This is a genomic window from Duganella sp. GW821-FHT01E12 (genome assembly GCF_059422325.1).
This window is the reverse complement of the sequence record NZ_JBWKWR010000005.1, coordinates 1-26,684: the sequence shown is the minus strand read 5'-3', so window position 1 is coordinate 26,684 and position 26,684 is coordinate 1. Positions and strand designations below refer to the sequence as shown.

General features: G+C 66.4%; 21 protein-coding genes and 2 tRNA genes. 17 read left to right on the top strand and 6 right to left on the bottom strand.

All coding sequences use genetic code 11. The features are described from left to right. Nucleotides 1–5 precede the first annotated feature (5 nt). From tssH to tssA, 14 genes are all read left to right on the top strand, one after another. Nucleotides 6–2,774 carry a type VI secretion system ATPase TssH gene (gene tssH / locus AC07WS_RS15955; RefSeq protein ID WP_494730037.1) on the top strand — a complete coding sequence of 923 codons (2,769 nt, stop codon included), beginning with the start codon at nucleotides 6–8 and terminating at the stop codon, nucleotides 2,772–2,774. Then, nucleotides 2,771–4,762 (top strand): type VI secretion system Vgr family protein, encoded by a 1,992-nt coding sequence (locus AC07WS_RS15950; protein WP_494730036.1) that lies wholly within the window; start codon nucleotides 2,771–2,773, stop codon nucleotides 4,760–4,762. The genes tssH and AC07WS_RS15950 overlap by 4 nt, the downstream gene beginning before the upstream one ends. A gap of 1 nt (nucleotide 4,763) precedes the next feature. Beyond that, nucleotides 4,764–5,504 (top strand): toxin-antitoxin system YwqK family antitoxin, encoded by a 741-nt coding sequence (locus AC07WS_RS15945; RefSeq protein ID WP_494730035.1) that lies wholly within the window; start codon nucleotides 4,764–4,766, stop codon nucleotides 5,502–5,504. After that, nucleotides 5,504–5,890, top strand: a complete 387-nt coding sequence (locus tag AC07WS_RS15940; protein WP_494730034.1) for a DUF4280 domain-containing protein — start codon at nucleotides 5,504–5,506, stop codon at nucleotides 5,888–5,890. The genes AC07WS_RS15945 and AC07WS_RS15940 overlap by 1 nt, the downstream gene beginning before the upstream one ends. Before the next feature lie 22 nt (nucleotides 5,891–5,912). Then, nucleotides 5,913–6,167 (top strand): hypothetical protein, encoded by a 255-nt coding sequence (locus tag AC07WS_RS15935; RefSeq protein ID WP_494730033.1) that lies wholly within the window; start codon nucleotides 5,913–5,915, stop codon nucleotides 6,165–6,167. A 119-nt stretch (nucleotides 6,168–6,286) separates the two neighbouring features. Next, the gene (locus AC07WS_RS15930) at nucleotides 6,287–7,186 is read left to right on the top strand and encodes an ABC transporter substrate-binding protein (RefSeq protein WP_494730032.1); all 900 of its coding nucleotides are present in this window, start codon (nucleotides 6,287–6,289) and stop codon (nucleotides 7,184–7,186) included. Between the two features lie 9 nt (nucleotides 7,187–7,195). Beyond that, a complete protein-coding gene (locus AC07WS_RS15925; RefSeq protein WP_494730031.1) occupies nucleotides 7,196–8,482 on the top strand; it encodes a dicarboxylate/amino acid:cation symporter in 1,287 nt (428 codons plus the stop codon). 8 nt (nucleotides 8,483–8,490) lie between these two features. After that, complete coding sequence (locus AC07WS_RS15920) at nucleotides 8,491–9,915, top strand: cation:dicarboxylate symporter family transporter (protein WP_494730030.1); 1,425 nt, start codon at nucleotides 8,491–8,493, stop codon at nucleotides 9,913–9,915. A 10-nt stretch (nucleotides 9,916–9,925) separates the two neighbouring features. Then, on the top strand, nucleotides 9,926–10,432 hold the full coding sequence (locus AC07WS_RS15915; protein WP_494730029.1) for a hypothetical protein: 507 nt from the start codon (nucleotides 9,926–9,928) through the stop codon (nucleotides 10,430–10,432). 17 nt (nucleotides 10,433–10,449) lie between these two features. Next, complete coding sequence (gene tssK / locus AC07WS_RS15910) at nucleotides 10,450–11,775, top strand: type VI secretion system baseplate subunit TssK (protein ID WP_494730028.1); 1,326 nt, start codon at nucleotides 10,450–10,452, stop codon at nucleotides 11,773–11,775. Nucleotides 11,776–11,779: 4 nt separating this feature from the next. Then, nucleotides 11,780–12,553 (top strand): DotU family type IV/VI secretion system protein, encoded by a 774-nt coding sequence (locus tag AC07WS_RS15905; RefSeq protein WP_486066631.1) that lies wholly within the window; start codon nucleotides 11,780–11,782, stop codon nucleotides 12,551–12,553. Nucleotides 12,554–12,589: 36 nt separating this feature from the next. Continuing rightward, a complete protein-coding gene (locus AC07WS_RS15900) occupies nucleotides 12,590–16,735 on the top strand; it encodes a type VI secretion system protein (RefSeq protein ID WP_494730027.1) in 4,146 nt (1,381 codons plus the stop codon). A 23-nt stretch (nucleotides 16,736–16,758) separates the two neighbouring features. Next, nucleotides 16,759–17,025, top strand: a complete 267-nt coding sequence (locus AC07WS_RS15895; protein ID WP_494730026.1) for a hypothetical protein — start codon at nucleotides 16,759–16,761, stop codon at nucleotides 17,023–17,025. Continuing rightward, on the top strand, nucleotides 17,013–18,227 hold the full coding sequence (gene tssA / locus AC07WS_RS15890; RefSeq protein ID WP_494730025.1) for a type VI secretion system protein TssA: 1,215 nt from the start codon (nucleotides 17,013–17,015) through the stop codon (nucleotides 18,225–18,227). The genes AC07WS_RS15895 and tssA overlap by 13 nt, the downstream gene beginning before the upstream one ends. Nucleotides 18,228–18,230: 3 nt before the next feature. Here the strand turns inward: tssA and AC07WS_RS15885 are convergent, their stop codons facing one another. Together AC07WS_RS15885 and AC07WS_RS15880 are read right to left on the bottom strand one after the other, a co-directional pair. Next, nucleotides 18,231–18,356, bottom strand: a complete 126-nt coding sequence (locus AC07WS_RS15885; RefSeq protein WP_494730024.1) for a hypothetical protein — start codon at nucleotides 18,354–18,356, stop codon at nucleotides 18,231–18,233. A 124-nt stretch (nucleotides 18,357–18,480) separates the two neighbouring features. Continuing rightward, nucleotides 18,481–18,933 (bottom strand): hypothetical protein, encoded by a 453-nt coding sequence (locus AC07WS_RS15880; protein WP_494730023.1) that lies wholly within the window; start codon nucleotides 18,931–18,933, stop codon nucleotides 18,481–18,483. Between the two features lie 273 nt (nucleotides 18,934–19,206). Here AC07WS_RS15880 and AC07WS_RS15875 point away from each other — a divergent pair, with 273 nt between their 5' ends. Continuing rightward, nucleotides 19,207–20,718 carry a mechanosensitive ion channel family protein gene (locus AC07WS_RS15875; RefSeq protein ID WP_494730022.1) on the top strand — a complete coding sequence of 504 codons (1,512 nt, stop codon included), beginning with the start codon at nucleotides 19,207–19,209 and terminating at the stop codon, nucleotides 20,716–20,718. An 81-nt stretch (nucleotides 20,719–20,799) separates the two neighbouring features. On the opposite strand, the gene AC07WS_RS15870 is transcribed toward AC07WS_RS15875, so the two are convergent. The 4 genes from AC07WS_RS15870 to AC07WS_RS15855 all read right to left on the bottom strand — a co-directional run bounded on the left by AC07WS_RS15870 (nucleotide 20,800) and on the right by AC07WS_RS15855 (nucleotide 23,965). After that, nucleotides 20,800–20,875 (bottom strand) — tRNA-His (locus tag AC07WS_RS15870). Between the two features lie 114 nt (nucleotides 20,876–20,989). Beyond that, nucleotides 20,990–21,829 (bottom strand): glutamate racemase, encoded by an 840-nt coding sequence (gene murI, locus AC07WS_RS15865; protein ID WP_494730021.1) that lies wholly within the window; start codon nucleotides 21,827–21,829, stop codon nucleotides 20,990–20,992. Continuing rightward, a complete protein-coding gene (locus AC07WS_RS15860; protein ID WP_494730020.1) occupies nucleotides 21,829–23,358 on the bottom strand; it encodes a fumarate hydratase in 1,530 nt (509 codons plus the stop codon). Before AC07WS_RS15860 ends, murI begins: the two co-directional genes overlap by 1 nt. Before the next feature lie 16 nt (nucleotides 23,359–23,374). Continuing rightward, nucleotides 23,375–23,965, bottom strand: a complete 591-nt coding sequence (locus AC07WS_RS15855) for a YqhA family protein (protein WP_494730019.1) — start codon at nucleotides 23,963–23,965, stop codon at nucleotides 23,375–23,377. 220 nt (nucleotides 23,966–24,185) lie between these two features. On the opposite strand from AC07WS_RS15855, the gene acs reads away from it, so the two are divergent. Continuing rightward, nucleotides 24,186–26,174, top strand: a complete 1,989-nt coding sequence (gene acs, locus AC07WS_RS15850) for an acetate--CoA ligase (RefSeq protein WP_494730018.1) — start codon at nucleotides 24,186–24,188, stop codon at nucleotides 26,172–26,174. Between the two features lie 170 nt (nucleotides 26,175–26,344). Then, nucleotides 26,345–26,435 (top strand) — tRNA-Ser (locus AC07WS_RS15845). Nucleotides 26,436–26,684: the final 249 nt, after the last annotated feature.

Here is a 26,684-nt window from a genome sequence, read left to right as displayed (position 1 = left end):
CCGTCATGGAAATCGACATCCGCACCTTGCTGTCCAAGCTCAACCCCGAATGCAAGCGGGCGATGGGCCATGCGGCCGAGCTGTGCGTAAAGCAGACGCAGTACAACGTGGAGCTGGAGCACTTGCTGTTCACCCTGCTGGAAGAGCGGGCGCCGGACTTCGTGCTGGCGCTGCAACGCTACGGCATCGTCGAGAGCGCGGTGATGGCGCAGCTCCAGCGCACGATGGATGGCTTCAAGCGCGGCAACGGCCGCACACCGGCGCTGTCGCCGCACTTCATCGCGCTGTTCCAGGAGGCGTGGATGCTGAGCTCCATGCTGCTGGGCAGCCAGCAGGTGCGTTCCGGCACCGTGCTGCTGGCGATGCTGGAAGTGGACAGCCTGCGCGGCATGCTGATCGAAAGCGCGCCCGAGCTGCTGAAGATCCCGCGCCAGCAGTTGAAACAAGAGTTGCCGGCGCTGCTGGCCGGATCGTCGGAGGATGGCGGCGGGCAGTTCGCGGGCGGCGGCGTGCCCGGCGCGGGGCCGGGTGCGAGCGGCGGCGTGGCCGGCGGAACCATGGGCGTGAGCGGCACGGCCGGCATGGGCGCAAGCGCGGGCGGCGCCATGTCCGGCATGATGCCCGCGCAGCAGGGCGCCGGCGGCGCCACGCCGTCGCTGGACCAGTACACGGTGGACATGACGGCGCTGGCGCGCGCCGGCCGCATCGACCCCATCCGTGGCCGCGACGCCGAGATCCGCCAGATCATCGACATCCTGCTGCGCCGGCGCCAGAACAACCCCATCCTCACCGGCGAGGCGGGCGTCGGCAAGACCGCCGTGGTGGAAGGCTTCGCGCAGCGCATCGCGTCCGGCGCGGTACCGCCGTCGCTGGCCAACGTGGTGGTGCGCACGCTGGACCTGGCGCTGCTGCAGGCTGGCGCCGGCATCAAGGGCGAGTTCGAGAACCGTCTCAAATCCGTGATCGCCGAAGTGCGCGCCTCTGCCACGCCCATCATCCTGTTCATCGACGAAGCCCACCAGCTGATCGGCGCCGGCGGCAGCGAAGGGCAGGGCGACGCCGCCAACCTGCTCAAGCCGGCGCTGGCGCGCGGCGAACTGCGCACCATCGCCGCCACCACCTGGGCCGAGTACAAGAAATACGTCGAACGCGATCCCGCGCTGGCGCGCCGCTTCCAGGTGGTGAAAGTGGAAGAGCCGAGCACGGACGCCGCCATCGGCATGTTGCGCGGCATGGTCGCCACGCTGGAACAACACCACGGCGTCGAGATCCTCGACGAGGCCGTGACCGACGCCGTGCGCCTGTCGCACCGCTACATCTCGGGCCGCCAGCTGCCGGACAAGGCCATCAGCGTGCTGGACACGGCCTGCGCCCGCGTCGCCATCGGCCAGGCCGGCGCGCCGCCGCAGCTGGAGGCGCTGGAGCACGACATCGTCCTCAACAGCGAAGAGCTGCGCATCGCCCGCCAGCGCCACGCGCGCGGCGAGGACCAGGCCGCCGCCATCGCCAAGATGGAAATGCAACAGGCGCTGCTGCAAGCCCGCCAGACGCGCCTGAAGGAAAAGCTGGCCGAGGAACGCCGCGCCGTCGAGGAAATCCTGGTGCTGCGGCGCGAAATCTCCGCCTCCGCCGACGACCACGCCTCGCTGGCCGACGAGGAGCGCATCTCGCGCGGCGACCAGCTGCAGCGGCTGCAAAAAGGCCTGGAAGCGATCCAGGACGACGAGCCGCTGGTGCCGGTATGCGTCGATTCCAAGATCGTCGCCGGCGTCATCTCCGGCTGGACCGGCATCCCGGTCGGCAAGATGCTGGCCGACGAAATCCACACCGTGCTGCAACTGAAGGAGCGGCTGGAAGACCGCGTGGTGGGCCAGGAGCAGGCGCTGGACGCCATCGCCCGCCGCGTGCGCACCTTCCGCGCCGAGCTGGACGACCCGAGCAAGCCGGTCGGCGTGTTCCTGCTGGTCGGCCCCAGCGGCGTGGGCAAGACCGAGACCGCCTTCGCGCTGGCCGACATGCTGTACGGCGGCGAGCGCAACATGGTCACGATCAATATGTCGGAATTCCAGGAGGCGCATTCGATCTCCAGCCTGAAGGGCGCGCCGCCCGGCTACGTCGGCTATGGCAAGGGCGGCGTGCTGACCGAGGCCGTGCGCCGCCGGCCCTACTGCGTGGTGCTGCTGGACGAAATGGAAAAGGCCCATCCGGACGTGCTGGAACTGTTCTTCCAGGTGTTCGACAAGGGCACGATGGAGGACGGCGAGGGCATCACCATCGACTTCAAGAACACCCTGATCCTGCTGACCTCGAACGCGGCGCAGGACGTGATCACGCAAGCCTGCGCCAACGGCAAGCGGCCCGATCCCGCCGAGCTGACCGGGCAACTGCGGCCGGCCCTGCTGCGCCAGTTCAGTCCGGCCTTCCTGGGCCGGCTGGTGCTGGTGCCGTACTACCCGCTGGGTGACGAGCAGATCAGCAACATCGTCGACCTCAAGCTGGCCAAGCTGGCCGCGCGCTTCGCCGAGAACCACAACGCGCGCTTCAGCTGGGACGACCGCGTGACCGAGGTGATCACCGCCCGCTGCACCGAGGTCGACAGCGGCGCCCGCAACATCGATTTCATCCTGACGCAGACGGTGCTGCCGCTGCTGTCGTCGCTGGTGCTGGAGCGCATGTCGATGCTCAAGCCCTTCACCGCCATCCACATGAGCGTGGGCGCGGACGAGCAGTTCGCCTATGCCTTCCGCGACCATCCGTTGCGAGGCCAGCCATGAGAACCGGCTTCGAACAACCGGGCGGCCTGCTGAGCCTGTCGTCGCCGTTCGGCGACAACGACCTGCTGCTCGACGCGGTCGAAGGCAGCGAGGGCATTTCGGAACTGTTCAAGTTCAACCTGCACATGCGCTCCGGCAGCACCGGCCTGAGCGCGGCCACCGTGGTCGGCAAGACCATGACCGTGACGCTGGACGTGGCCGGCGGCACCAAGCGCTACATCAGCGGCATGGTGTCGCGCTTCATCCAGAGCGGCTTCGACCGCGACTTCGCCACCTACGAGGCCGAGGTGGTGCCGATGCTGTGGCTGCTGACCCTGTCGCGCGACCGCAAGATCTACCAGGCCAAGTCGGTGGCCGACATTATCAAGGCCGTGCTGGGCGCGTTCGGCATCACCTTCGACGACAAGCTGACCCAGACCTACGACCCGGTCGACTACATCGTGCAGTACGACGAAACCGCGTTCGACTTCATCAGCCGCCTGATGGAGCAGGCCGGCATTTTCTACTTCTTCACTTTCACCAGCAGCGCGCACACGATGGTGCTGGGCGACGCCTCGTCCAACTTCGCCGATTGCGCCGGCGCGGCGGCGGTGCGCTTCTTCCCGCGCACCGGCATGAACAACGCCATCGACACGGTGTCGCGCTTCGCGCACGAGAACACCATCGCGGTCAAGAAGGCCACCGTCAACGACTACGACTTCACCAAGCCCAGCACCTCGCTGGAGGGCACGCACTCGGCCAGCGGCGGCAGCGGCGCGGTGTACGAGTTCGCCACCGGCCACCTGGCCGCCGCGGCCGCCACGGCCATCGCCCAGCTGCGCGTGGAGGCCAGCCAGGTCAACGCCGAGGTGCTGCGCGGCGACAGTTTCTGCTATCCGTTCAGCGCCGGCACCAAGTTCACCTTGTCCGAGCATTTCGTCAGCGCGCTCAACGCCGCCTTCGTGCTGCGCCGCGTGCACCACACCGCGCGCGACGACATGTACACCAATTCCTTCGAGGCGTTCCCGGTGACGGTGCCGTTCCGCCCGCCGGTGCAGACTGCGCGTCCGCGCGCGGTCGGCTGCGAGACCGCGCTGGTGGTCGGCCCCAGCGGCGAGGAGATATGGACCGACAAGTATGGCCGCATCAAGGTGCAGTTCCCGTGGGACCGCGACGGCGCCAAGGACGACAAGAGCTCGACCTGGATGCGGGTGGCGCAGTCGGTGGCAGGGCAGGGCTTCGGCGCGCTGTTCCTGCCGCGCGTAGGGCAGGAAGTGGTGGTGACCTACCTGAACGGCGACCCGGAGCGCCCGCTGGTGACGGGCTGCGTCTACAACGGCGAGAACGCCACGCCGGCCGAGCTGCCGGCCAACCAGACGCAGACCATCATGCGCACCTGGTCGTCCAAGCAGGGCGCGGCCGGCAACGAGCTGCGCTTCGAGGACAAGAAGGATTCCGAGCAGCTGTACCTGCACGCGCAGAAGGACATGCTGACCGAGATCGAAAACGCGCTGACCACGACGGTGAAGAAGGGCGCGGAAATCCACACGCTGCAGGAGGGCGACCGCACCGTCGATGTGCAGAAGGGCAAGGAGGTCCACAACGTCAAGGGCACGCGCGAGGTGACGGTGACGGGCGACGAAACCCACACCAACAGCGCCAAGTTCACCCACAAGGTGACCGGCGACTACGCGCTGACCATAGACGGCAAGCTGACCATCACGGTGACGGGCGACATCAGCATCAAGTCCAGCGCGGCGGTGACGGAGGAATCCGGCACCACCTACGGCATCACGGCCGGCACGGCGCTGACGGCCAAGGCGGGTACGGCGTTGACCAACGAGTCCGGCACCGACTTCACCAACAAGGCCGGCACCAAGATGGCCAACCAGGCCGGCGTGCAGATGGATAACAAGGCTCCCGTTATCAACAGCAAGGCCGACGCAACCCAGACCGTGGAGGCCGGCGCGATGCTGACCCTCAAGGGCGCCATGACCAAGGTGAACTGACATGACGACCGAGACCGATCTGCCCCAAGACCCGCTCGCCGCCCAGGCCGCGCAGCCGCCTGCCGCGCCGCTGCTTGTCGAAGAGCACGGCGACGGCGGCCAAGTGCTGCAACGCGCGTGGATGCGCGACGGCGTGCTGCACGGCCCGTTCGAGCAGTTCAGCGAGCAGGGCCGCACCTTGATGAAGACGCACTTTGAAGCAGGCAAGATGCACGGCGCCATGGCCGTGTTCGCGCCGGACGGCAAGCTGGTGCAGCAGTCCGAGTTCCAGCACGGCGTGGCGCACGGCATGATGGAAACCTACGTCAACGGCCGCTGCGTGGCGCGGCAGACGATGGTGGGCGGGGTGGCGGCCGGGCAGTCGCTGTCCTACGACGAGGCCGGCCACCTGACCGCGCGCCTGAGCATGGTGGACGGCCAGATCCACGGCCCCGCCGAGTTTTTCCATGAAGGTCTGCGGGTGCGCAAGTCGCACTACAAGGCCGGCCTGATGGACGGCGAGTCCACCGACTTCGACGCCCAGGGCAATGTGGTGCAGACCTGCGCCTATCGCGCCAACCTGCTGCACGGCCCGCTGCGCCGCTACTGGCCGGACGGCGAGCTGATGGAGGAAGTGAACTACCGCGACGGCAAGCCGGTCGGCTCGCCGGCGCGTTTCGACACCAAGGGCAAGCGCACCGACAACGCCGGCGCCACGCCCGCCATACTGGACCGGCTGCAAAAGCTGGTGAGGGGAAGCTGATGGGACAACAGGCCTGTATGGGCGCGATGCTCAAATGTAGCTTCGGCCTGGCGCCGGGCACGCTGATGGTGTTGCCGGCCAACGCCGTGCTGACCGCCGTCCCCGACGCCAACATCATGGACAACAAGCCCATGGTCAACATCCTGCCGTTCGGCATGTGCCAGTCGTTGAGCAACCCGATGGTGGCGGCGGCCACGGCGGCGGCGCTGGGCGTGCTGGTGCCGATGCCGTGCATCCCGGCCACCGTCGCGCCGTGGGTGCCGGGCTCGCCGACCGTGCTGCTCGGGAATATGCCGGCGCTGAACAATGCTTCAAAGCTGATGTGCATGTGGGGCGGCGTGATCGAGATTAACGCGCCCGGCCAGACCACCGTTTCCATCCCCTGAACCCTTACCGCGACCGCCAATCATGGAATACCGATTCAGCCTCACTCCCCGCCTGATCGCGCTGGCCATCTTCTCCGGCGTGGCGATGCTGGTGCTGTTGTTCGCGCTGGGCTACCAGGTCGGCGTCAGCATGGCCGAGCGTCCCGCGCCGGACGCGATCGACAACGCGGCCAAGCGCACCCGCCAGCAGGCGGCGGGCAAGATCAGCGCCGAGGCGGCGGCCGCCGCCGCGCCCGTGACCGAACGCGTGCAGGCCGCGCAAAAGGCCGCGCAATGAGTAACTCAGTACAGTCAAGCGCCGTCATTCCCGCGCAGGCGGGAATCCATGTTGACTCTGCCCCGGAGGTGCCCTATGGGTTACCGCTCTCGCGGGAACGACCTCGGCATCGCAGCCCGATGAAGCGCCTGCGCAACTTGGCGCTGGCGCTGGCCGCGCTGGGACTGTGCGGAACCGCGTGGGCGCAGGGCGCGCAGAAGACGCGCCCCGCCGCGGCAGGCACCGTTGCGGCGGCGGTCGCACCCGAGCCGAACCGCTCGCCCCTGGTCAAGGTCGCCGATGGCCGCATGCTGGCGCCGGACATCGCCCGCATCGTCAACCACGGCGAATTGCTGGTCGCCATGCTGAGCACCGACAACCCGCCGTTTTTCTCCGTCAAGAACGGCGGCCTGGTCGGCACCGACATCGACCTGGCGAAGTCGATCGCCTCCGAACTCGGCGTATCGGTGCGTTTCGACCGCAGCTACAAGACCTTCGACAGCGTGGTCGAGGCGGTGGCGGTGGGCAAGGCCGACGTGGCCGTCAGCCGGCTGGGCCGTACGCTCAAGCGGGCGCAGATTGTGCATTTCTCCATCTCCTACATCAAGCAGGGCCACGCGATGCTGATCAACCGCATGCGCTTCGCCCAGCTGGCCGGCGACCGCACCTTGCCGCAGGTGATACGCGACTACACCGGCACCCTGGGCGTGCTGGCCGGATCGTCGTGGGAGGAGTTTGGCCGCCGCAACTTCCCCAAGGCCAAGCTGGTTAAGTATCCCACCTGGCCCGAGCTGATCGAGGCGACCAAGAAGGGCGAGGTGACGGCGACCTACCGCGATGAGATGGAGGTGGTGCAACTGATGCGCGAGGAGCCGGGCCTGGCGCTGACCTTGCGCACCGTCACCTTCAGCGACCTGGAGGCGCCGCTCAGCGTCGTCGTCGGCATCGGCGACCTGACCCTGCTGTCCTTCGTCAACGAGTTGATCGCGCAGCGGCCCGTGCAGCCCACGGCCGACAGCGTGCTCCGAGCCCTCAAATAAGGAAACCACGTGGACGCTCCCCTCAGCATGCAACGCTTCCAGCAATGGGCCCTGAACCCATGGACCGTGGTCGGCTGCGTGCTGGCAGGCGGGCTGCTGGGCTGGGCGACGCCGTCGCTGTCGCGCCACCTGGGCGTGGTGGGCGTGGTGTATGTCGACCTGCTGAAGATGATCGTGCTGCCGTTCATGATCTCGGCCGTCATCTTCAGCCTGCAGAACCTGTACCGCGACGGCGGCGCGGCGCGCATCTTCAAGCGGGTGGTGGTGGTGTTCATCACCTTCTCGATGATCGTGGCGGTGACGGCGACGCTGTCGTCGCTGCTGGTGCGGCCGGGCGGCAACCTGCCGCCCGAGACGCGCGCGGCGCTGGGCAAGATCATCAGCGCCGACGGCGAGAGCAGCAACACCGAAATGGCGCTGCGCGAGGAGGCGGCGCCGCCGCACAGGACCGAGCTCAAGGACGTATTGCAGTCGCTGATCCCGCAGAACATCTTCGCCTCGCTGGCCAACGGCGAAACGCTCAAGGCGCTGGTGTTCGCGCTGCTGTTCGGCTTTGCCGCCGGCCAGGTGCCGAGCCGCATCTCGGGCGGCCTGCACCAGGCGCTCGAAACCGTCTACCAGGCCTGCCAGACGCTCACGCGCTGGGTCAACCTGCCGGTGCCGTTCGTGCTGGTGTGCATGGCGGCCAGCCAGGTGGCGCTGACCGGCCTGCAGCCGATCGCGGTGATGGCCGGCTTCGTGATCCTGTTCCTGCTGGTGTCCGGCGTGCTGATGGCGATGGCGATGGCGCTCATCAGCCGTCGCGCCGGCGTCTCGTACGGCACGGTGATGAAGGCGATGCGCGAGCCGTTCGCGCTCGGCGTGGCCACCAACAACAGCGCCACCTGCATGCCGGCCATGGTCACCGGCCTGGTCGACCGGCTGCAGTTCGCGCGGGCGCGGGTCGAGCTGCTGGTGCCGCTGAGTATCTCGCTGCTGCGGGTCGGCGCGGTCGCGTATTTCGTCTGTAGCACCATGTTCATCGCCGCGCTGTACGGACGCCCGATGTCGGCGCTGGACCTGGGCGTGCTGGTGCTGGTGTCGGTGCTGTCCGGGTTTGCCTCGGCCGGCATGGCGGGCGTGGTGACGGTGTCGCTGGTCGGCACCATCTGCAACTACCTGACGCTGCCGTTCGAGGCCGCGTTCATCCTGTTGATGGCGGTCGATCCGATCTGCGCCATGGCGCGCACCGCCGTCACCGTGATCTGCAGCTGCGCCGCCGTGGCCAGCATCTGCGCCGCCCCCGTCAAGCTCTAGCGCCCATCATGCAGACACTCGTCAAACCCGCCATGTTCCAGCTCAGGGATATTTTCCACCACCCGGCCACGCTGCTGGGCGCGATGCTGCTGGGCGGCTGGACCGGCACGCTGTTCCCCGGCAGCGCGGCGCTGCTGGCGGCGGTGTCGGCGCTGTACCTGTCGCTGATCCAGATGGCGGCGCTGCCGTTCGTGATCCTGGCGGTCTACTTCGGCCTGCAGCGCCTGCCGTCGGAGCCGGGTTCCGGCGCGCGGCTGGCGCGGCTGGCGGCCATGTCGCTGCTGGCGATGCTGCTGTGCGCGGTGGTGGGCGTGCTGGTGGCGGGCCTGGGCGGCGCCGGCGCCGGCATGACGGCGGCGCAGACGGCGGCGCTGGGCAAGCTGGCGCTGCGCTCGGAGGCGCAGTTCACCATGGCCCTGCGCGACAGCGGCGACGGCGCCGCCGAGCAGTGGGACATCGGCGCGCTGGTGCCGGACAACCTGTTCGGCGTGCTGGCCTACGGCTCGCTGCCGTCGGTGCTGATCGGCGTGCTGTGCTTCGGCGCCGCCGTGGCGGTGCAGGACCCGCTGCGCTCGGCCCAGCTCAGCGGCATTTTCGAGGGCATGTACCGCGCGCTCGAATCGCTGGTGAACCGCTTCAACACCTTGCTGCCGGCGGCCGCCTTCGTGCTGGCGGCGGCCGCCACCGCCACGGCCGGTGTCGAAGCCATCGTGTTGCTGGGCAGCTTCCTGGCGGCCTTCTTCGTCGCCGCCCTGGCGGTGTGCGCGGCGGCCATCGCCGTCCTCTGCTGGAAGCTGAACAAGTCGCCATGGCTGGTGATGCTGGCGCTGCGCGAGCCGATCACCGTCTGCCTGTTCTCGCCGGTGGCGGTGGCGGCGGTGCCGGGTTTCATCCAGGGCATGAGCGTGCGGCTGGGCTTCAGCCGCGGCCTGGTGGAGCTGGTCTCGCCGATCGCGCCGGTGTTCCTCAAGGCCGGCGAGGCGATGTTCTTCGCGGTGCTGGCCATCTTCGTCGCCAACCTGTACCACCATCCCCTGGTCGCCGCCGACATCGCCTGGATCTGCGCGTTGTCGTGGACCGCCGCGCTGTGGTCGGTGGGCATCGCCGGCGGCAAGTCGGTGATACTCGGCAGCTTCGTGATGGCCTCGATGAGCCTGCCGCTGGAGGCGGTGCTGCCGGTGTTTATGCTGGTGGAAGTGTTGTGCGAAGGACCACGGAATTTACTTTCCTTTCTTATATCATCAGCGTTGATTGCCTTGGTGGCGGATGGTCTGTATATTAAAAACGAGCAAGATTTCGAGGTGTGGCAGCCGTCCACGCTCAAGCTCGTCTTCACCCGCAAGCAAGCGCTGTTCGTGTTGTTCCTGTTGTTGATCGCTCTGTTCACAGTGTTTTGCGCCGGCGTGGGCTATGGCCTGCGCAAGGCCTTTTGAAGACTGACTTATGCAACTGATGATGACCTCGATCCCTCGCCGCTGCTTGCTGCTGCTCACGCTGTTGTGCGCGCTGGCCGGCTGCGGCGCCACGCGCGCGCTGTTCGGCCCCAGCATGGCCTCGCCCAGCTGGAAGTCGCTGACCCTGCGCGCCGCCGACGACGCCAACAGCAACAGCGCGGTGGCGGTGGACGTGGTGCTGGTCAAGGACCAGGCCGTCCTCGATTCCCTGCTGGCGATGCCGGCCTCGAAATGGTTCGCCACCCGCGCCGAGCTGCAGCGCACCTTCCCGGAGGCGCTCACCGTCTACCCCTACGAGCTGGTGCCGGCCCAGACGATCAAGTTGAACGATAAAAAATGGAGCGACCAGAAGGCCTGGGCCGCGCTGGTGTTCGCCGGCTACGCCAACGCCGGCGAGCACCGCGAGCGGCTGCTGCTGAACGCTTCGGGATATGTTGTGCAACTGAACGCGCAGGGCTTTAGCGCCAAAGAGCCCAAGGCCGGCGCGGCGCAGTAGATTATGAAAGCGACTCAATGACCGTACCTCAACTTTCACATCGCATCCAGTGGCACGAGGGCATGATGCTCACGCCGCAGCACTTCCAGCAGGAGGGCGCGCGCATCGACGCGCTGCTGGCCTGGCAGTCGATGGCGACCAATCCCTACGGCTGGGGCTTGCGCGAGCTCGCCATCGACGAGGCGCTGCTGACCACCGGCCTGCTGCGCATCCAGCAGCTGGAAGCGATCCTGCCCAACGGCATGGCCGTGACCTACGACAGCGCGCTGGCGCAAGGGCAGCCGCTGGAGCTGGACCTGGGGCCGTGGGCCGAGGCGATGGCGCAGCAGGACCTGGCGGTGTATCTGGTGGTGGGCAACACGCGCTCGCTGCGCCAGCCGGGCCAGCCGGCCATGTTCCGCGGCGTCGAGAGCCCGACCGTGGAGGACGAGGTGTCGCAGGCGCTGCCGGCCGACGTGCCGCGCATGGCGGTCAACCTGGGGCTGGCGGCCGGGCCGGTGCCGTCGGCGGCGTACACCGCGCTGCAGCTGATGACGGTCAACAAGGGCAACGAGATCGTGCATCGCGGCGCCTACCTGCCTGCCATGCTGGAGGTGCCGGCCGCGTCCGGCGTGCGCCAGCGCGCGCAGCAGCTGGTCACGCAGATGCGCAACAAGGCGGTGTTCCTGGCGCGCCAGACCGCGCAGCCGTCGTCGCGCACCGAGGACCGCATCAACCTGCTGGAACAGAAGGCCCGGCTGTCGAGCCTGATCCTCAACCTGCCGGTGCTGGAAGCCTTGCTGCGCAGCCCGTCCGTGCATCCGCTGCCGCTGTACCTGGCGCTGTGCGCGCAGCTGGGGCCGCTGGCGACGCTGCGTCCCGGCGCCGTGCCCATCATGCCGCCGGCCTACGAGCACGCCGACACCGAGCCGGCCTTCGACGCCGTGCTGAGCGCGCTGGCCGACCTGGTGGGCGAGGTCAGCCAGGAGTGGAAGACCTGCGTGTTCGGTTACGACGGCCAGGCGTTCTCGCTGGCGATGCAGGCCGAGTGGCTGGGCGCGCGGCTGGTGGTCGGCCTGCGCGGCCAGCCCGAGCGCGAGGCCACGCAGTGGATGGCGGGCGCGGTGATCGGCTCGCAGACGGTATGGACCTCGCTGACCGACCGCCGCGTGCTGGGCGCGCCGCGCAGCCGCATCGACGCCGCGCCCGAGCTGGGCCTGCGCGCCAGCGCCGGCTACACCCTGTTCAGCGTGGAAGTGTCGGACGAATTCATCGTGGCCGGTCAGGCTTTGTTGATCAGCAACGCCAATGAAAGCCTGCAGACGCAGCGTCCGCAGGAAGTGGTGTTGTTCATAAAGGGATGATGCCGTGAACTTTGGAACCAACAACGCGGCGCCGGCGCAGACTCCGGCGGCCTGGAGCGGCAGCATCAGCGAGGGCGTGGACCTGGCCTCGGTGCAGTTCCGCGACTTCTACGATGTGCTGTCGCGCTCGGCGCAGGCGGCCACGCGGGTGGGCGAGGGCGAGGCCAGGGCGGCCGCCGAGGCGCTCAGTCGCCAGCTGTGCCAGCTGATCGAATTGCAGTCGCTGGAGGCGCGCCGCATCGTCGGCAAGGCCGGCATCGAGGCCGAGGTGCAGGGCCGCTTCCTGAAGGCGGCGCTGGCCGACGAGGTGCTGCTCAACACCGAGTGGGCCGGGCGCGGCTATTGGCGCCATGTGCTGATCGAGACCACGCTGTTCAAGTCCAGCTTTGCCGGCGAGCGCGTGTTCGACGACCTCGATCAGCTGCTGCGCGAGCGCGAGGCCGCGCGGCGCAACGTCGGGCGGCTGTATCTGTATCTGCTGTCGCTGGGCTTCCAGGGCCGTTACCGCGGCCAGAAGCAGGACAAGATCGCCGAGTACCGGCGCGAGCTGTTCCAGTTCGTCTACCTGCGGCCGGCCGACCTGCAGGGGCGCGACCGCACGCTGTCCGAGCAGGCGTACGCCAGCACGCTGTCGCACCTGGCGGCGCGGCGCCTGCCCAAGTTTAACCGCAGCGGCATGATGTTCGTGCTGGCGCTGCTGATATTGCTGGGACTGTCTGAACTGCTGTGGCTGTGGCAATCGTGGCCGGTACGCGCCGCGCTCGCCACGACCGTGTAACCAACCATTCGGGACGAGCGCATAGTGTTGAACTTCTTGTCAGATAACACGGCCATTGCCACCTTGCTGGTGTTGACGCTGCTCGTCATGCTGTTGTTCGCGGTCGTCATCTGGGCGGCGATGAAGGGCGCGGAAAAAGCCGACAAGCCGGCCGACCAGAAACCGCGCCTGATCAGCACCGACTCGCTCAGGCAATCGTTCCGCGTGGCGGTGGAGCTGATCGAAAACAATATCGCGGCCCGCTCCGAGCGCTACAGCCTGGCCTGGACGCTGGTGCTCAACGAGGACAGCGCCGGACGCGAGCTGCCGCTGCTGCAATCGGGCCTGCAAAGCGCGCTCAGCGCGGACAGCACGCTGACCGCCGGCGCCCAGGGCATCAACTGGAACTTCTTCGACCAGGGCATCGCGGTGCAGCTGCAGTCGGACTACCTGGGCGCGCCCGATCCCGAGGCGTCCGGCGGCCACACCAACACCACCTGGGACGACTTCCTCGGCCTGTGCCGCAACTACCGTCCCGACCGGCCGTTCGATTCCATCGTCCTGGCGATCCCGGCCCGCGCCTTCCTCGACGCCGACGGCGCCGGCCAGCTGGACCTGGCCGCGCGCGCCAAGGCCATCCACCGCCGCCTGTGGCTGGCGCAGAACCGGCTGGCGCTGCGCTTCCCGGTCTACCTGACGATCACCGATTGCGAAACCATCCCCGGCTTCGCGCGCTTCGCCGCCGCGCTGCCGGAGCCGCTGCGCCGCTCGATGCTGGGCTGGTCGTCGCCGCACGAGCTGGCCGCGCCGTTCCAGGCGCAGTGGATGGAGACGGCGATGAACGAGATCGTCCGCACGCTGTCCGACAGCTGCGCCGAGCTGTGCGCGCTGGAACCGTCGGACTCGGACAGCAGCGAATACTTCCTGCTGCCCAACCAGGTCGAGCGCCTGCGCGCCGGCCTGAAGCTGTTCACCGAGGAACTGATGCGGCCCAGTGCCTACCACGAGCCCTTCCTGTTGCGCGGCATCTACCTGACCGGCGATTGCAGCGACGAGGCGGCCCTGCTGGGCGAGCACGCCGCGCCTGCCGACGACGGCTTCAAGCCGGTCGAGCAGGCCGCCGCCGCGCCGCCCGCCACGCTGCCTGAATGGGCCGAGCCGACGCTGGCCGGCGGCGCGCCGCCAGCCTACGTGCCGGGGCAGGGCAGCGCCGTGCCGGCCTTCCTGCGCGACATCTTCGAACGCAAGATATTTGCCGAGGCCGGACTGGTGCGCTCGTCGTCGGTGCACCGCATGCGCCGGCCGGCGATGAACCGCATGGCGCGCTGGAGCGCCGTCGGCATTCCGGCGGTGTGGGTGCTGGGCCTGCTGTTCGGCACGCTCAACCTGCACCGGCTCAGTTCCGACGTGGTGGTCTATCTGCACAAGCTGGACCGCGACTCGCGCGCCAGCCTGCAGGCCAGCAGCCGCAACGTGGTCGACCCGGCGCAGAGCCGCCAGCGCGCGATGGAGGCGCTGCAGAACATCGAGCAGATGGGCAACGCCCGCCTGGGCTCGCTGTTCATGCCCGGCTCCTGGCCGTGGTTCGACAACCTGCACCAGCGGGTGCAGAACCGCATGGAAAAAGGCTTCGCCGACAACGCCTTCGACCCGCTGCGGCGCTCGATGTACAGCCGCGTGAGCGAGCTGACCGGCGTGCCCATCGACCCGATCTCGGGCAGCCTGATCATCGGCGGCCGCTGCACCTTGCCGGCGCGCTGGAACGAGATGACGGCGGCGCCGAACACCGCGCTGAACATGGAGGGCTTGCCGGAGTTTTCCGCGCTGCTGCAATACGTGGCGCGCATGGAGCAGCTCGACCAGGTGCAGCAGGCGATGATGAGGCTGAAGTTGGCCAGCTCCGGCCCGCCGTCCGGCGACGACCTGGGGCTGGTGGTGCGGGTGCTGCTGGGCACCGAGCTCAACGGCAATCCGGCGCGCACCGCCGCGCTGTTCCGGCAGGTGGCCAAGGAGGTGCAGTCGCTCACCGTCGAGCCCTTGCAGGAGGCGGCCAGCTGTTCGTTCAAGCTGGCGGTCAAGGCCACCGCCAAGCGCATGTTCGTCAACAACGGCTTGCTGAAGGCCGAGCAGACCATAGGCGAAACCTCGGCCGCGCTGTACGAGGCCGATCCCAAGGCCGACGCCGCCACCAACATCGCCATCTGGCAGGCGCTGCGCACCGCGCTGCGCGCGCAGGAAGCCTATCTGACCACCGGCAAGGGCGCTTGGATGCACCGCAACACGCCGGACCTGGGCCCGGCCTGGGACAACCTGCTGCAAAAGGTCGAGAGCGTGTCGCTGCTGGGCAAGGCCGCCGCCGACGACGCCCGCAAGCAGACCGACGACGGCTTCAACCAGTTCATCTCGCTGTGGGACGCGACCTTGTCGGCCGACAGCCACTCGCAGGGCCTGAGCTCCGGCCTGGAATGGTCGGAGGCCAATTCCGCCTGGGCCTTCGCGGCCGACCGCAAGGCGCTGCTGGACGCGTTGAACGGCCTGCTGTCGCAGCCGTTCATGAAGGTCAACCACCTGAGCCGCCTGCCGGAGGTGCCGGCCGGCTCCACCGTCAGCTGGGACGGCTCGCGGCTGGACCAGGTGCTGGCGCTGGGCGACGCCCGCAAGCGGGTGCAGACCGACTTCCTGCCCAAGTTCCCCAACATGCTGCAGGCGCCGGCCGCGCGCCTGGCCGACGGCGCGCTGGCCGAGACCGCGCGCGACCTGCTGTCGCAGGCCTACATCGTCTCGACGCGCGAGGTGCAGGCGCCGGCCGCCGAGGCCGATCGCGCCAAGGCGCTGCGCATCCGCTCGTGGCTGCAGGACATCGCGGCGGCCGGCGTGGCCGACAACCTCACGGCCGTGCTCAGCCGCGACGCGCTGACCCGTTTGCAGCTGCTCGACGAGACGCTGACGCGGGCCGAGGTGTTCGTGCCGCGCGACCGCGCCTTCCGCGCGTGGAACGGCGAGAAGGCGCCGCTGCTGGACGCCTTCGGCGCGGCCGACGCCGGCGCGTTGGCGGCCTACGTCCAGCAGCAGCAAGCGTTCATCGAGGCCACCGGCAAGGATGCGGAAACGCTGCTGATGCAGCTGGGCGGCGCCGGCGCCGGCAATCCGCTGGTGACGCGCTGGCAAGCCACGGTGGCCGACCTGAACCGCTACAAGCTGAAGAGTCCGACCAGCAGCCTGAGCGCGCTGGAGCAGTTCGTGCTGTCGGGCGCGGCCGACCTCGACATCGGCAACTGCCTGGACAAGCTGTCGGCCCGCGCCGCCCAGCGCCGCGCCACCGACGTGTTCTCCGAGCGCATGCAGGGCTTGCAGGCCGGCCTGTACTCGCGCTGCCGCGAGCTGCTGCAGACCGGCTATCAGGACGCCTGGACCCGCTTCGCAGACGCCTTCAACGCCGGCCTGGCCAACCGCGCGCCGTTCCGCGCGCTGGCGCCGGACGCCAACGCCAAGGGCGGCGCCGCCGACAAGGTGCCGGCCGACGTCGACGAGGTCGGCTCCGTGCTCAAGCTGTTCGACCGCGTGCACGTGCTGGCGCTGGCCTCGGATCGCGACCCGACGCGGCCGTCGCCGGCCAGCACGGTGCGCAAGGTGGACGACCAGATGCAAAAGGTGCGCGAGTTCCTGGCGCCGCTGTATCCGGGCGAGGAGGGGCAGGCCGCCGGGCTGGACGTGATGGCCGAGTTCCGCGCCAACACCGCCGTCGAAAGCGAGGGCAACCAGATCATCGACTGGTCGCTGACCATAGGCGGCCAGACCCAGCACCAGCGCGACGCCCCGCGCGCGCTGCGCTGGGAGCCGGGCCTGCCGCTGGTGCTGACGCTGCGCGTGGCGCAGGACGGCCCGGCCATCCCGAAGGCCGAGCCCGGCCATCCCGGCATGGCGGTCGACGGCCGCACCATCAGCTACCGCTTCGACGACCCGTGGGCGCTGTTCAGCTTTGTGTCGGCCTACCGCGAGACGGACGCAGGATTGGCGGCGGTCTCCGGCGCGCGCTCGCAGCTGCTCAAGTTCGAGTTCCCGATGAGTGTGCTCGGCGACGGCCGCATCCCGACCCGCGACAGCCGCGCCAGGGTGTATGTGCGGCTGACCGTGAGCGCTGCCGGCAAGCGCACGCCGCTGGTGTGGCCGCCGGTGTTTCCCGTCAAGGCGCCGGCCTGGTAGGCCGGTTTTAACGAGGTGCTGCCATGTCCACCCTGCCTCCACTCGTGCGAGTTGCCGTGTTCGGCAGCTTACATCGCGGCTTTCACGTGCTGAGCGAACTGCTCAAGGGGCCGCTGGCGCAGCGCGTGCAGGTGGCCGGCGTGGCCACCGACGACGTCGAGTCGGAGCACGTCAGCCGTGGCCGCGGCCGGGCTTTTACATCCTGCATTCTTCGCCGGTCGCCGCCAAGTTTTTTGCGCGCGAACCCGGCAAGATGCTACCGTAGGCGGAGCGGCGCATGGCGACCATAAAAAGCAATCTGCGCAACCTGGTCGACAAGGCGCGCCTACTGATTTCCGATGAACGAGCACCCAGTTTCCCGACCCCGACCGCCCCTATGAACGCACCCAGCCTGCCGATACCGCTTTCCCTGATGAGCATGGAGCATCAGGAGGAGCTGGAACTGTTGCTCAAGCCCATAAGCGAGGACCAGCCTTGCGGCCCGGCGCTGCGCTACGACCCGATCTTCACCGAGATCCGGCTGGCGCGCGAGGAGGACGACCCCAGCCTGCCGATGCGGCAGTGGGAGCGGCCGCTGCAGAAGGCCGACTGGCCATTGATCGAAACGCGCTGCAAGGCCATGCTCACCAGCCGCTCCAAGGATTTGCAGATCGCCGCCTGGCTGCTGGAGGCATGGACGCGGCAGCACGGCATCGACGGCCTGTATCGCGGCCTGAGCCTGGTCGACCGGCTGCTGCGGCAGTACTGGGAGCCGCTGCATCCGGTGATCCAGGACGGCGACGCCGACGCCCGCGTGGCGCCGCTGGAGTGGATCAACGAATCGTTCTCGGCGACGGTGCGGCTGCATGTGCCGCTGCTGAAGATCCCGGGCCGCAAGCCGCCGGCGCAGAGCCTGGCCGACTGGGAACACATGACGGCGCGCGAACTGTCCGGCCGTCAGGGCGAGCCGCACACGGGGCCCGACGGCGAAGCGCCGCTGACCCGCATCGAAGTGATCGCTTACGCGCACCAGCGGCTGGGGCGCGAGCTGGCCAACCGCCTGCAGGTGGTGCAGCGTTGCCTGAACTGCCTGGAAACCATGCTGGCCTTCGTCGACCTGCAACTGGGCGCGCAGGCGCCGAATCTGTCTAAACTGAAGGGGGCGCTGGTGGCGGTGGAGCGCGTGCTGCAACAGCTGGTGCCCGAGCAAAAGGAAGAAGAAATGACGATCCCGGATCAGCCGCAAGGCAAGGAGGAAGTGGCGGGCGTGGCGGCGGACCAGGCGCCGCCTGCGGTGGCCCTGTCCGGCTGGAAGAACCGCGACGAAGCCTATGCGACGCTGGGCGCGATCGCCGATTATCTGAGCCTGGTGGAGCCGCACAGCCCGACGCCCTACCTGCTGCGCCGCGCGGTCAACTGGGGGCGCATGCCGCTGCCCGAGCTGATGGCCGAGATTATCCGGGAAGAGGGGGATTTGAACCGTCTGGTGAATATGCTGGGATTGCGCGAGTGAGGCTCAGCGCAGCTGGTAGACCGAGGTGGTGTGATCCTGCAGGACGTTTTCCGAGCACAACACATAGGTCGACGCGCAGGCCAGGCTGAGCAGCAATGTGCCGAAGGCGATGTGGAGATAGCGTGCCATGACAAACTCCCTGTGCGGTTGGACTTCCAGTGAGTCCAGAATAGCGCAGGGGATGTCGGACGGGCATCAGCCGAACGTCCGATACTTTGTAGGACAACTGCCCGTCTCTATCTTTGTACCAACTTTATTTGGTTTTCCAGACGATGATGGCGTCGGCCGGCGCGGTGTCCAGGGCGTTCGACACTTGCAACCAGTGCTGGAGTTGTTCCGGGTGCTTGAGCTGAATGCCGGAACCGTCGATGTAGCCGATCTGCTCGAGCATCTTCGGGTCTATCTTGGCCTTGGACACGGTCGGCGCGCTGGCCACCATGCGGTCATAGGCCTTGCGGGCCTTGTTTTCCCACTTGTGCAGGCTGGTCTCGTCGAAGCGGTTGGCCTCGAAATAGACCGTCAGCGAGCCGTCCGGGTTGCCGTAGCCGACGATGCCGGCGCCCTTGCGGATGGTGGTGGAGTTGCTCACGTCAAACAGCGCGGTCGGCACAAACACGGCGGCGCGTCCGTTGATATCAGGACAACCGACCGGCGTGTCCTTGCTATAGGTACTGACTTCGTGCAGGGGTGTTCTCTCTTGGGACATGGCTGGGCTTAATCGTGAAAGGGGGAGGCGTTGCATGCGGATGCACAGACGACCATTGTAGCGCCAAACTAGTTCTGTTAGGCAACGCCGTCAACAAAATTTTGTAACGGGTGGTAGGGCGGATAACTCGATTATTTATATTTAAATAATTGCAAAGCCCAGCCGTCGTTGCCCGCTAAAAATCGGTCTAAATAGTTTATCTCGTTATCACGTTGCGCACGGGTGGCGATCAGTTCACAATACATGCAAGCTAGCAACGGATGAGGAGCCAGGATGCTGACGATAGATGGCCCGTGGATCAATCCCTGGCACGCCGGTCTGGTTGCCGCCGTTCTCTTCTGCAGCGTGATGCAGCTGCTGCTGACCCGCTCCGATCCGGACAGCCAGCACATGTTCCGCAACAATCTGGTGTTCGGCGGCCTGTGCCTGATCCTCAGCCTCTCCAGCAAACTGATGTTGGACATGGACCAGCGCCAGGCCGCCGGCCTGTTCGAAAGCGCCTCCATGCTCGGCTTCGGGCTGCTGCTGATACGCATCCTGGGCCTGACCGCCTTCCGCGTGCTGCTGCCGGCCCTGCGCATGCATCCGCCGCGCATCATGGAAGACATCCTGCTGGTGATCACTTACATCGTCTGGGGCCTGGTGTGGCTGCGCGTGGCCGGCCTGGATTTGAGCGGACTGGTCACGACGTCGGCGGTCATCACCGGCGTGGTCGCCTTCTCGATGCAGGAAACGCTGGGCAATATCCTGGGCGGACTCGCGCTCCAGTTCGACAACTCGGTGCGCATCGGCGACTGGATCAAGATCGACGACGTGCGCGGCAAGGTGGTGGAAGTCCATTGGCGCCATACCGCCGTGCATACCAACAACTGCAACCTGATCGTCATTCCCAACAGCGTGCTGATGAAATCGAAAGTGGAGGTGTACAGCCGCGAGAGCAAGCCGGAGTTCCGGCGCTGGGTGCATTTCTGGATCGACGACGCGGTGCCGCCGCAGCAGGTCATCGCCACCGTCCAGACGGCGCTGCGCCAGACCCATATCGAGCATCTGTCAGTTGCCCGGCCGCCCGAATGCATCGTCACCGACTACCGCGAAGGCTTGATCCAGTATGCCGTGCGCTACTGGCTCACCAATCCGGCCCACGACGACGGCACCGATTCGGCCGTGCGCATCCATTTCTACAGCGCCCTGCAGCGGCAGAGTTTGTCGCTGGCCCATCCGTGCATGGACATCCGCCTGAACGCGGATTCGGAGCGGCGTTCGAGCGCCCGGCTGTCGGCGGAAATGGACGCGCGCAGGAAGGCGCTGGGCAAGGTCGCGCTGTTTTCCAGCCTCACCGAGGAGGAGCTGTCCAAGCTGGCCAGGGCGCTGCGCCACACGCCCTTCGTCAAGGACGACATCATCACGCGGCAGGGCGCGGTGGCGCATTGGTTGTACCTGCTGGTCGGCGGCGAGGCCGATGTGTGGTTCGAGGCCGAGGGGCGCGAGCGCGTCTATTGCGCCACCCTCAAGGCCGGCGACGTGTTCGGCGAGATCGGCCTGCTGACCGGCGCGCCGCGCGGCGCCACCGTCACCGCCCGGAGCGACGTGCTGTGCTATCGGCTGGACAAGGAAAATTTTGAAACCATCCTGCACGAGCGTCCCGAGCTGGCCGATGAATTCGCCCACGTGCTCAGCGACCGCAACGAAGTGCTGAGCGCCATCCGCAGCGACCATGCCGAGCCCGAACAAGCGCAGCAAGCGAACTACCTGGAGGGGATACGGAGATTTTTCAGGCTGCACTGAGGTGTGCGCATGCGGTGCGCCCAAAACAAAAAAGCCTACAAGCACGCGCTTGTAAGCTTTATGTTTTTACTGCGAATTCGGTGGGGTGGCTGATGGGGCTCGAACCCACGACAACAGGAATCACAATCCTGGACTCTACCAACTGAGCTACAGCCACCACTGATTTACTTCGCTTTGTCTACTGTTTCGTAGACAGGTGCCGAATTATACAAGCCAGTTTTGAATCCTGCAAATCTAAATGCAAAGTTTTTTTCAAAATATACCGGCTTGCTCAAACGTCAACCTTTTCCACCGGCGGATGCAGGCCCAGCAGGTTGGCGAAGGCCGGCGCCAGCGCGCTCACGTCCGCCGTCGTGTAGCCGCGCAGGGAGGCGGGCGCCTCGCCGTCGCCGCGCCCAGGGTGCAGCAGGCCGCCGGCGTCCAGCAGGCGCACCAGCTGGCGCGCCACGGCGTCGCCGGTATCGATCAGCGTGACGTCCGGGTGGCCGTGGCCGCGCAGCACCCGTTCGATGCCGGTCTGCACGAAGGGGTAGTGGGTGCAGCCCAGCACCAGCGTATCGGCGCCCTGGTCCAGCAGCGGCGCCACGTATCGCTCCAGCAGCGCGGCGATGGCCGGCGTTTCCAGGTCGCCCAGTTCGATCTGGTCGACCAGGCCCACGCACGGTTGCAGCAGGAATTCGGCCTGCGTGGCGGCGCTGATCTGCTCGCGCAACTGCAGGAATTTTTCGCCCTTGAGCGTGCGCGCCGTCGCCAGCACGCCCACCTTGCCGCTGCGCGTGGCGGCGGCGGCCGGCTTCAGGCCGGGCTCGACGCCGACCACCGGCAGGTCCGGATAGCGCGCCCGCACCGCCTTGATGGCGGCCACGGTGGCGGTGTTGCAGGCCACCACCAGCGCCTTGGCGCCGCGCTCCAGCAGGAAGGCGGCCACCAGCAGCGCGCGGTTGACCACGTATTGCTCGGTCTTTTCGCCGTAGGGCGCGTGGCCGGAATCGGCGAAGTAGATCAAGTCCTCGGCCGGCAGCTGCGCCCGGATGTGGCGCAGCACCGACAGCCCGCCCACGCCGGAATCGTAGACGCCGATGGGGGCGCCGGGAGAGCGGGCGCCGTGCATCAGGCCGTCACGACCGGAACGTTCAGCGCTTCGATCTTGGCTTTCCATTCCTTCGGGCCGGTCTCGTGCACCGAGGTGCCGGCGGCGTCCACCGCCACGGTCACCGGCATGTCGACCACGTCGAACTCGTAGATCGCTTCCATGCCCATGTCGGCAAAGCCCAGCACCTTGGCGCCCTTGATCGCCTTCGACACCAGGTAGGCCGAGCCGCCGACCGCCATCAGGTAGGCCGACTTGTGCTTCTTGATCGACTCGATGGCGACCGGGCCGCGCTCGGCCTTGCCGATCATCGCGATCAGGCCGGTTTTCTCCAGCATCATGTCGGTGAACTTGTCCATGCGGGTGGCGGTGGTCGGGCCGGCCGGGCCCACCACTTCGTCGCGCACCGGATCGACCGGGCCGACGTAGTAGATCACGCGGTTCTTGAAGTCCACCGGCAGTGGCTCGCCCTTGGCCAGCATGTCCTGGATGCGCTTGTGCGCGGCGTCGCGGCCGGTCAGCATTTTGCCGTTCAGCAGCAGGGTCTGGCCCGGCTTCCACGAGGCGACTTCTTCCTTGGTCAGCGTGTTCAGGTCGACGCGCTTGGATTTTTCGGTGTCCGGCGCCCAGCTGACGTCAGGCCAGGTCGACAGCGGAGGCGGCGTCATGTAGGCGGGGCCCGAGCCGTCCAGCACGAAGTGGCCGTGGCGGGTGGCGGCGCAGTTCGGGATCATGGCGACCGGCTTCGAGGCGGCGTGGGTCGGGTAGGTCATGATCTTCACGTCCAGCACGGTGGTCAGGCCGCCCAGGCCTTGCGCGCCGATGCCCAGCGCGTTGATGCGGTCGCACAGTTCGATGCGCAGCTCTTCCAGCTTGTTCTGCGGGCCGCGCTGCTTGAGCTCGTACATGTCGATGTCTTCCATCAGCACTTCCTTGGCCATCAGCATCGCCTTCTCGGCGGTGCCGCCGATGCCGATGCCCAGCATGCCAGGAGGGCACCAGCCGGCGCCCATGGTCGGCACGGTCTTCAGCACCCAGTCGATCAGCGAATCGGAAGGATTCATCATGACCATCTTGGATTTGTTTTCCGAGCCGCCGCCCTTGGCCGCGACCTTGACGTCGACGGTGTTGCCCTCGACCAGTTCCATGTGGACCACGGCCGGCGTGTTGTCCTTGGTGTTCTTGCGGTCGAAGTGCGGGTCGGCCACGATGGAGGCGCGCAGCTTGTTGTCATCGTAGTTGTAGGCGCGGCGCACGCCCTCGTTGACGGCGTCGGTGACGGTGCCGGTGAAGCCCTCGAAGCGCACGCCCATGCCGATCTTCAGGAAGACGTTGACGATGCCGGTGTCCTGGCAGATCGGACGCTTGCCCTCGGCGCACATGCGCGAGTTGGTCAGGATCTGCGCGATCGCGTCCTTGGCGGCCGGGCTTTGCTCGGCGTCATAGGCGCGCGCCAGATGCTGGATATAGTCGGCGGGGTGGTAGTAGCTGATGTACTGGAGCGCGGCGGCAACGGATTCGATCAGGTCTTCTTGCTTTATGATGGTCATGATGTTCTCGCGAGGGTTAGTGGGATTCGTTGTGGGTGAGCGTGGTGATGCGGTCGGTATAGGAGATCGCCAATGCCGACAGCAGGAACACCGCGTGGATGCTGGTTTGTGCGATCAACGTTTTCTCGTCGTAGACGCTGGCATTGATGAAGGTCTTGAGCAAATGGATGGACGAGATGCCGATGATGGCCATCGCCAGCTTGGTCTTGAGCACGGAGGCGTTCACGTGCGAGAGCCACTCCGGCTGGTCCGGGTGCGTGTCGAGGTTCATGCGCGAGATAAAGGTCTCGTAGCCGCCGATGATGACCATCACCAGCAGGTTGGAAATCATGACCACGTCGATCAGGCCCAGCACCACGAGCATGATGGTGGTTTCGTTGAGTTTTTCCGGCACCGGCGCGCCGGGCACGGCGACGGCCTGGAAGATGTGCTGCAGCGCCGTCTCGTTGCCCAGCACCGCGCCGATCAAGTCTTTAAGCTCGACCCAGAAATGGAAGACGTAGACGCACTGCGCCAGGATCAAGCCCAGATACAGCGGCAACTGCAGCCAGCGCGTCATGAAGATAAAAGCGGGCAGCGGGCGCAGCTTCGGTGGTGGCTGGGTCATTACGGCGGAACTCCTTGAATTGGTGCAGACTAACGAGATGGCGACATTTTACACGTGCTGCTCAGCAATCGCAGCGGCGGGACACTACGTATGGCTGAAGAAATATTGGTAAAATCACACAGAGCACCGCATCCTCCGCCGGGGACGTCCAATCTGTAAGGGCTCAGTAAGCGATGAAGTTTATGTTTATGACAAACGACTACAAACACTGGAGACAAGCATGAGCAGCACTACTACCCAACAAGGTCCGCAGGAATCCCGCATCTTCACGCCACCGGCGGCGTTTGCAGCACAAGCCACCGTGGCCGGCATGGACGCCTACAACGCATTGTGCGCGGAGGCGGCGGCCGACTACGAAGGCTTCTGGTCGCGTCTGGCGAAGGAAAACCTGGTGTGGCAAAAGCCGTTCACCAAAGTCCTGAACGAAGACAACGCGCCGTTCTACAAATGGTTCGAGGACGGGCACCTGAACGTCTCCTACAACTGCCTGGACCGCAATCTGCAGAACGGCAACGCCGACAAGACCGCCATCATCTTCGAAGCGGACGACGGCAAGTCGGTACATGTGAGCTACAAAGAGCTGCACGAGAAAGTCTGCAAATTCGCCAACGGCTTGAAATCGCGCGGCATCAAGAAGGGCGACCGCGTCATCATCTACATGTCGATGTCGGTTGAAGGCGTGGCCGCAATGCAGGCCTGCGCGCGCATCGGCGCCACGCACTCGGTGGTGTTCGGCGGCTTCTCCGCCAAATCGCTGCAGGAGCGCATCATCGACGCCGGCGCGGTGGCGGTCATCACCGCCGACGAGCAACTGCGCGGCGGCAAAAGCCTGCCATTGAAAGCCATCGTCGACGAAGCGCTGGCGCTGGGCGGCTGCGACACCATCAAGGACGTGATCGTCTACAAACGCACGGGCGGCAACATCAACTTCCAGGCCGGGCGCGACCTGTGGCTGCACGAGCTGGTCGCCAACCAATCGTCGGTATGCGAGCCGGAGTGGGTCGATGCCGAGCATCCGCTGTTCATCCTGTACACCTCCGGCTCGACCGGCACGCCGAAGGGCGTGCAGCATTCGAGCGGCGGCTACCTGCTGTGGGCCGCGCTGACGATGAAGTGGTCGTTCGACATCAAGCCGGACGACGTCTACTGGTGCACGGCCGATATCGGCTGGGTAACGGGCCACAGCTACATCGCCTACGGCCCGACGGCGGTGGGCGCCACGCAGGTGGTGTTCGAAGGCGTGCCGACCTACCCGAACGCCGGCCGCTTCTGGGACACCATCGCCAAGCACAAGGTCAGCATCTTCTACACCGCGCCGACCGCGATCCGTTCGCTGATCAAGGCGTCGGACGTCGACGCGAAAGTGCATCCGAAAAACTACGACCTGTCGTCGCTGCGTTTGCTGGGCACGGTGGGCGAGCCGATCAATCCGGAAGCGTGGATGTGGTACTACACGCAGGTGGGTGGCGAGAAGTGTCCGATCGTCGACACCTTCTGGCAGACCGAGACCGGCGGCCACATGATCACCCCGCTGCCGGGCGCGACGCCGATGGTGCCTGGTTCGTGCACCTTGCCGCTGCCCGGCATCATGGCCGCGATCGTGGACGAGGCTGGCGTGGACGTGCCGAACGGGCAGGGCGGCATCCTGGTCGTCAAGCGTCCTTGGCCTTCGATGATCCGCACCATCTGGAACAATCCAGAGCGGTTCAAGTCGAGCTACTTCCCGGAGGAGTTGGGCGGCAAGATGTACCTGGCTGGCGACGGCGCGATCCGCAACAAGGATACGGGGTACTTCACCATCACCGGACGTATCGATGACGTGCTGAACGTGTCGGGTCACCGCATGGGCACGATGGAGATCGAGTCGGCGCTGGTGGCGAATCCGCTGGTGGCTGAGGCTGCGGTGGTGGGCAAGCCGGACGATACGACCGGTGAGTCGATCTGTGCGTTTGTGGTGTTGAAGCAGGCGCGTCCTACTGGGGAGGAGGCCAAGAAGCTGGCGCTGGAGTTGCGGAACTGGGTCGCCAAGGAGATTGGTCCGATCGCCAAGCCGAAGGAGATTCGGTTTGGGGATAACCTGCCTAAGACGCGTTCGGGCAAGATCATGCGGCGTTTGCTGCGCGTGCTGGCCAAGGGCGAGGTGATTACGCAGGATGTGTCCACGCTGGAGAATCCGGCGATTCTGGAGCAGTTGAAGGAAGCTTCCTGATCAGCGTTCCGTCGTCCCCGCGAGAGCGGGGATCCATGCTGAGTTCGCTGCCGTCGGACGCACAAGAGTGGTGCTGAAGGTGCTAAAGATGCTGGATGGGTAAATAATGTTGGTACTCTCTGGAATCTTTGCTATAATTCGCGGCTTCTCCGAAAGGGGAAAGTGATGCAGGAGAGGTGGATGAGTGGTTGAAGTCGCACGCCTGGAAAGCGTGTATAGGTTCATAGCCTATCGGGGGTTCGAATCCCCCTCTCTCCGCCAAGGATACGCAAGTCATTGATTTGCAATGAAAAAAAGCCAGCCTAAACAGCTGGCTTTTTTCATTTTCGGGCGGTTTTCTGGTCTCTGGGCATAATTCTGGGATAATTTCGGCTTTACCCTACGTTCCCCTCCGCTCCTTTTGATCGCTAAGAGCAAAAAAAGCCAACTGCTGTGAACTGAACCCCTAAAGTTGGACGCCAACTTTAGGGGTTTTTCATTGGCGAAGTACACGACGCAATTCAAGCTGGA

What these genes read in the sequence shown, in the direction of transcription:
- AC07WS_RS15860 (WP_494730020.1), bottom strand. Translation starts at nt 23,358, where the DNA reads ATGACCATCATAAAGCAAGAAGACCTGATCGAATCCGTTGCCGCCGCG.
- AC07WS_RS15945 (WP_494730035.1), top strand. Translation starts at nt 4,764, where the DNA reads ATGACGACCGAGACCGATCTGCCCCAAGACCCGCTCGCCGCCCAGGCC.
- AC07WS_RS15855 (WP_494730019.1), bottom strand. Translation starts at nt 23,965, where the DNA reads ATGACCCAGCCACCACCGAAGCTGCGCCCGCTGCCCGCTTTTATCTTC.
- AC07WS_RS15880 (WP_494730023.1), bottom strand. Translation starts at nt 18,933, where the DNA reads ATGTCCCAAGAGAGAACACCCCTGCACGAAGTCAGTACCTATAGCAAG.
- tssK (WP_494730028.1), top strand. Translation starts at nt 10,450, where the DNA reads ATGACCGTACCTCAACTTTCACATCGCATCCAGTGGCACGAGGGCATG.
- AC07WS_RS15875 (WP_494730022.1), top strand. Translation starts at nt 19,207, where the DNA reads ATGCTGACGATAGATGGCCCGTGGATCAATCCCTGGCACGCCGGTCTG.
- tssA (WP_494730025.1), top strand. Translation starts at nt 17,013, where the DNA reads ATGGCGACCATAAAAAGCAATCTGCGCAACCTGGTCGACAAGGCGCGC.
- AC07WS_RS15940 (WP_494730034.1), top strand. Translation starts at nt 5,504, where the DNA reads ATGGGACAACAGGCCTGTATGGGCGCGATGCTCAAATGTAGCTTCGGC.
- tssH (WP_494730037.1), top strand. Translation starts at nt 6, where the DNA reads ATGGAAATCGACATCCGCACCTTGCTGTCCAAGCTCAACCCCGAATGC.
- AC07WS_RS15885 (WP_494730024.1), bottom strand. Translation starts at nt 18,356, where the DNA reads ATGGCACGCTATCTCCACATCGCCTTCGGCACATTGCTGCTCAGCCTG.
- AC07WS_RS15915 (WP_494730029.1), top strand. Translation starts at nt 9,926, where the DNA reads ATGCAACTGATGATGACCTCGATCCCTCGCCGCTGCTTGCTGCTGCTC.
- AC07WS_RS15930 (WP_494730032.1), top strand. Translation starts at nt 6,287, where the DNA reads ATGAAGCGCCTGCGCAACTTGGCGCTGGCGCTGGCCGCGCTGGGACTG.
- murI (WP_494730021.1), bottom strand. Translation starts at nt 21,829, where the DNA reads ATGCACGGCGCCCGCTCTCCCGGCGCCCCCATCGGCGTCTACGATTCC.
- AC07WS_RS15895 (WP_494730026.1), top strand. Translation starts at nt 16,759, where the DNA reads ATGTCCACCCTGCCTCCACTCGTGCGAGTTGCCGTGTTCGGCAGCTTA.
- acs (WP_494730018.1), top strand. Translation starts at nt 24,186, where the DNA reads ATGAGCAGCACTACTACCCAACAAGGTCCGCAGGAATCCCGCATCTTC.
- AC07WS_RS15950 (WP_494730036.1), top strand. Translation starts at nt 2,771, where the DNA reads ATGAGAACCGGCTTCGAACAACCGGGCGGCCTGCTGAGCCTGTCGTCG.
- AC07WS_RS15935 (WP_494730033.1), top strand. Translation starts at nt 5,913, where the DNA reads ATGGAATACCGATTCAGCCTCACTCCCCGCCTGATCGCGCTGGCCATC.
- AC07WS_RS15920 (WP_494730030.1), top strand. Translation starts at nt 8,491, where the DNA reads ATGCAGACACTCGTCAAACCCGCCATGTTCCAGCTCAGGGATATTTTC.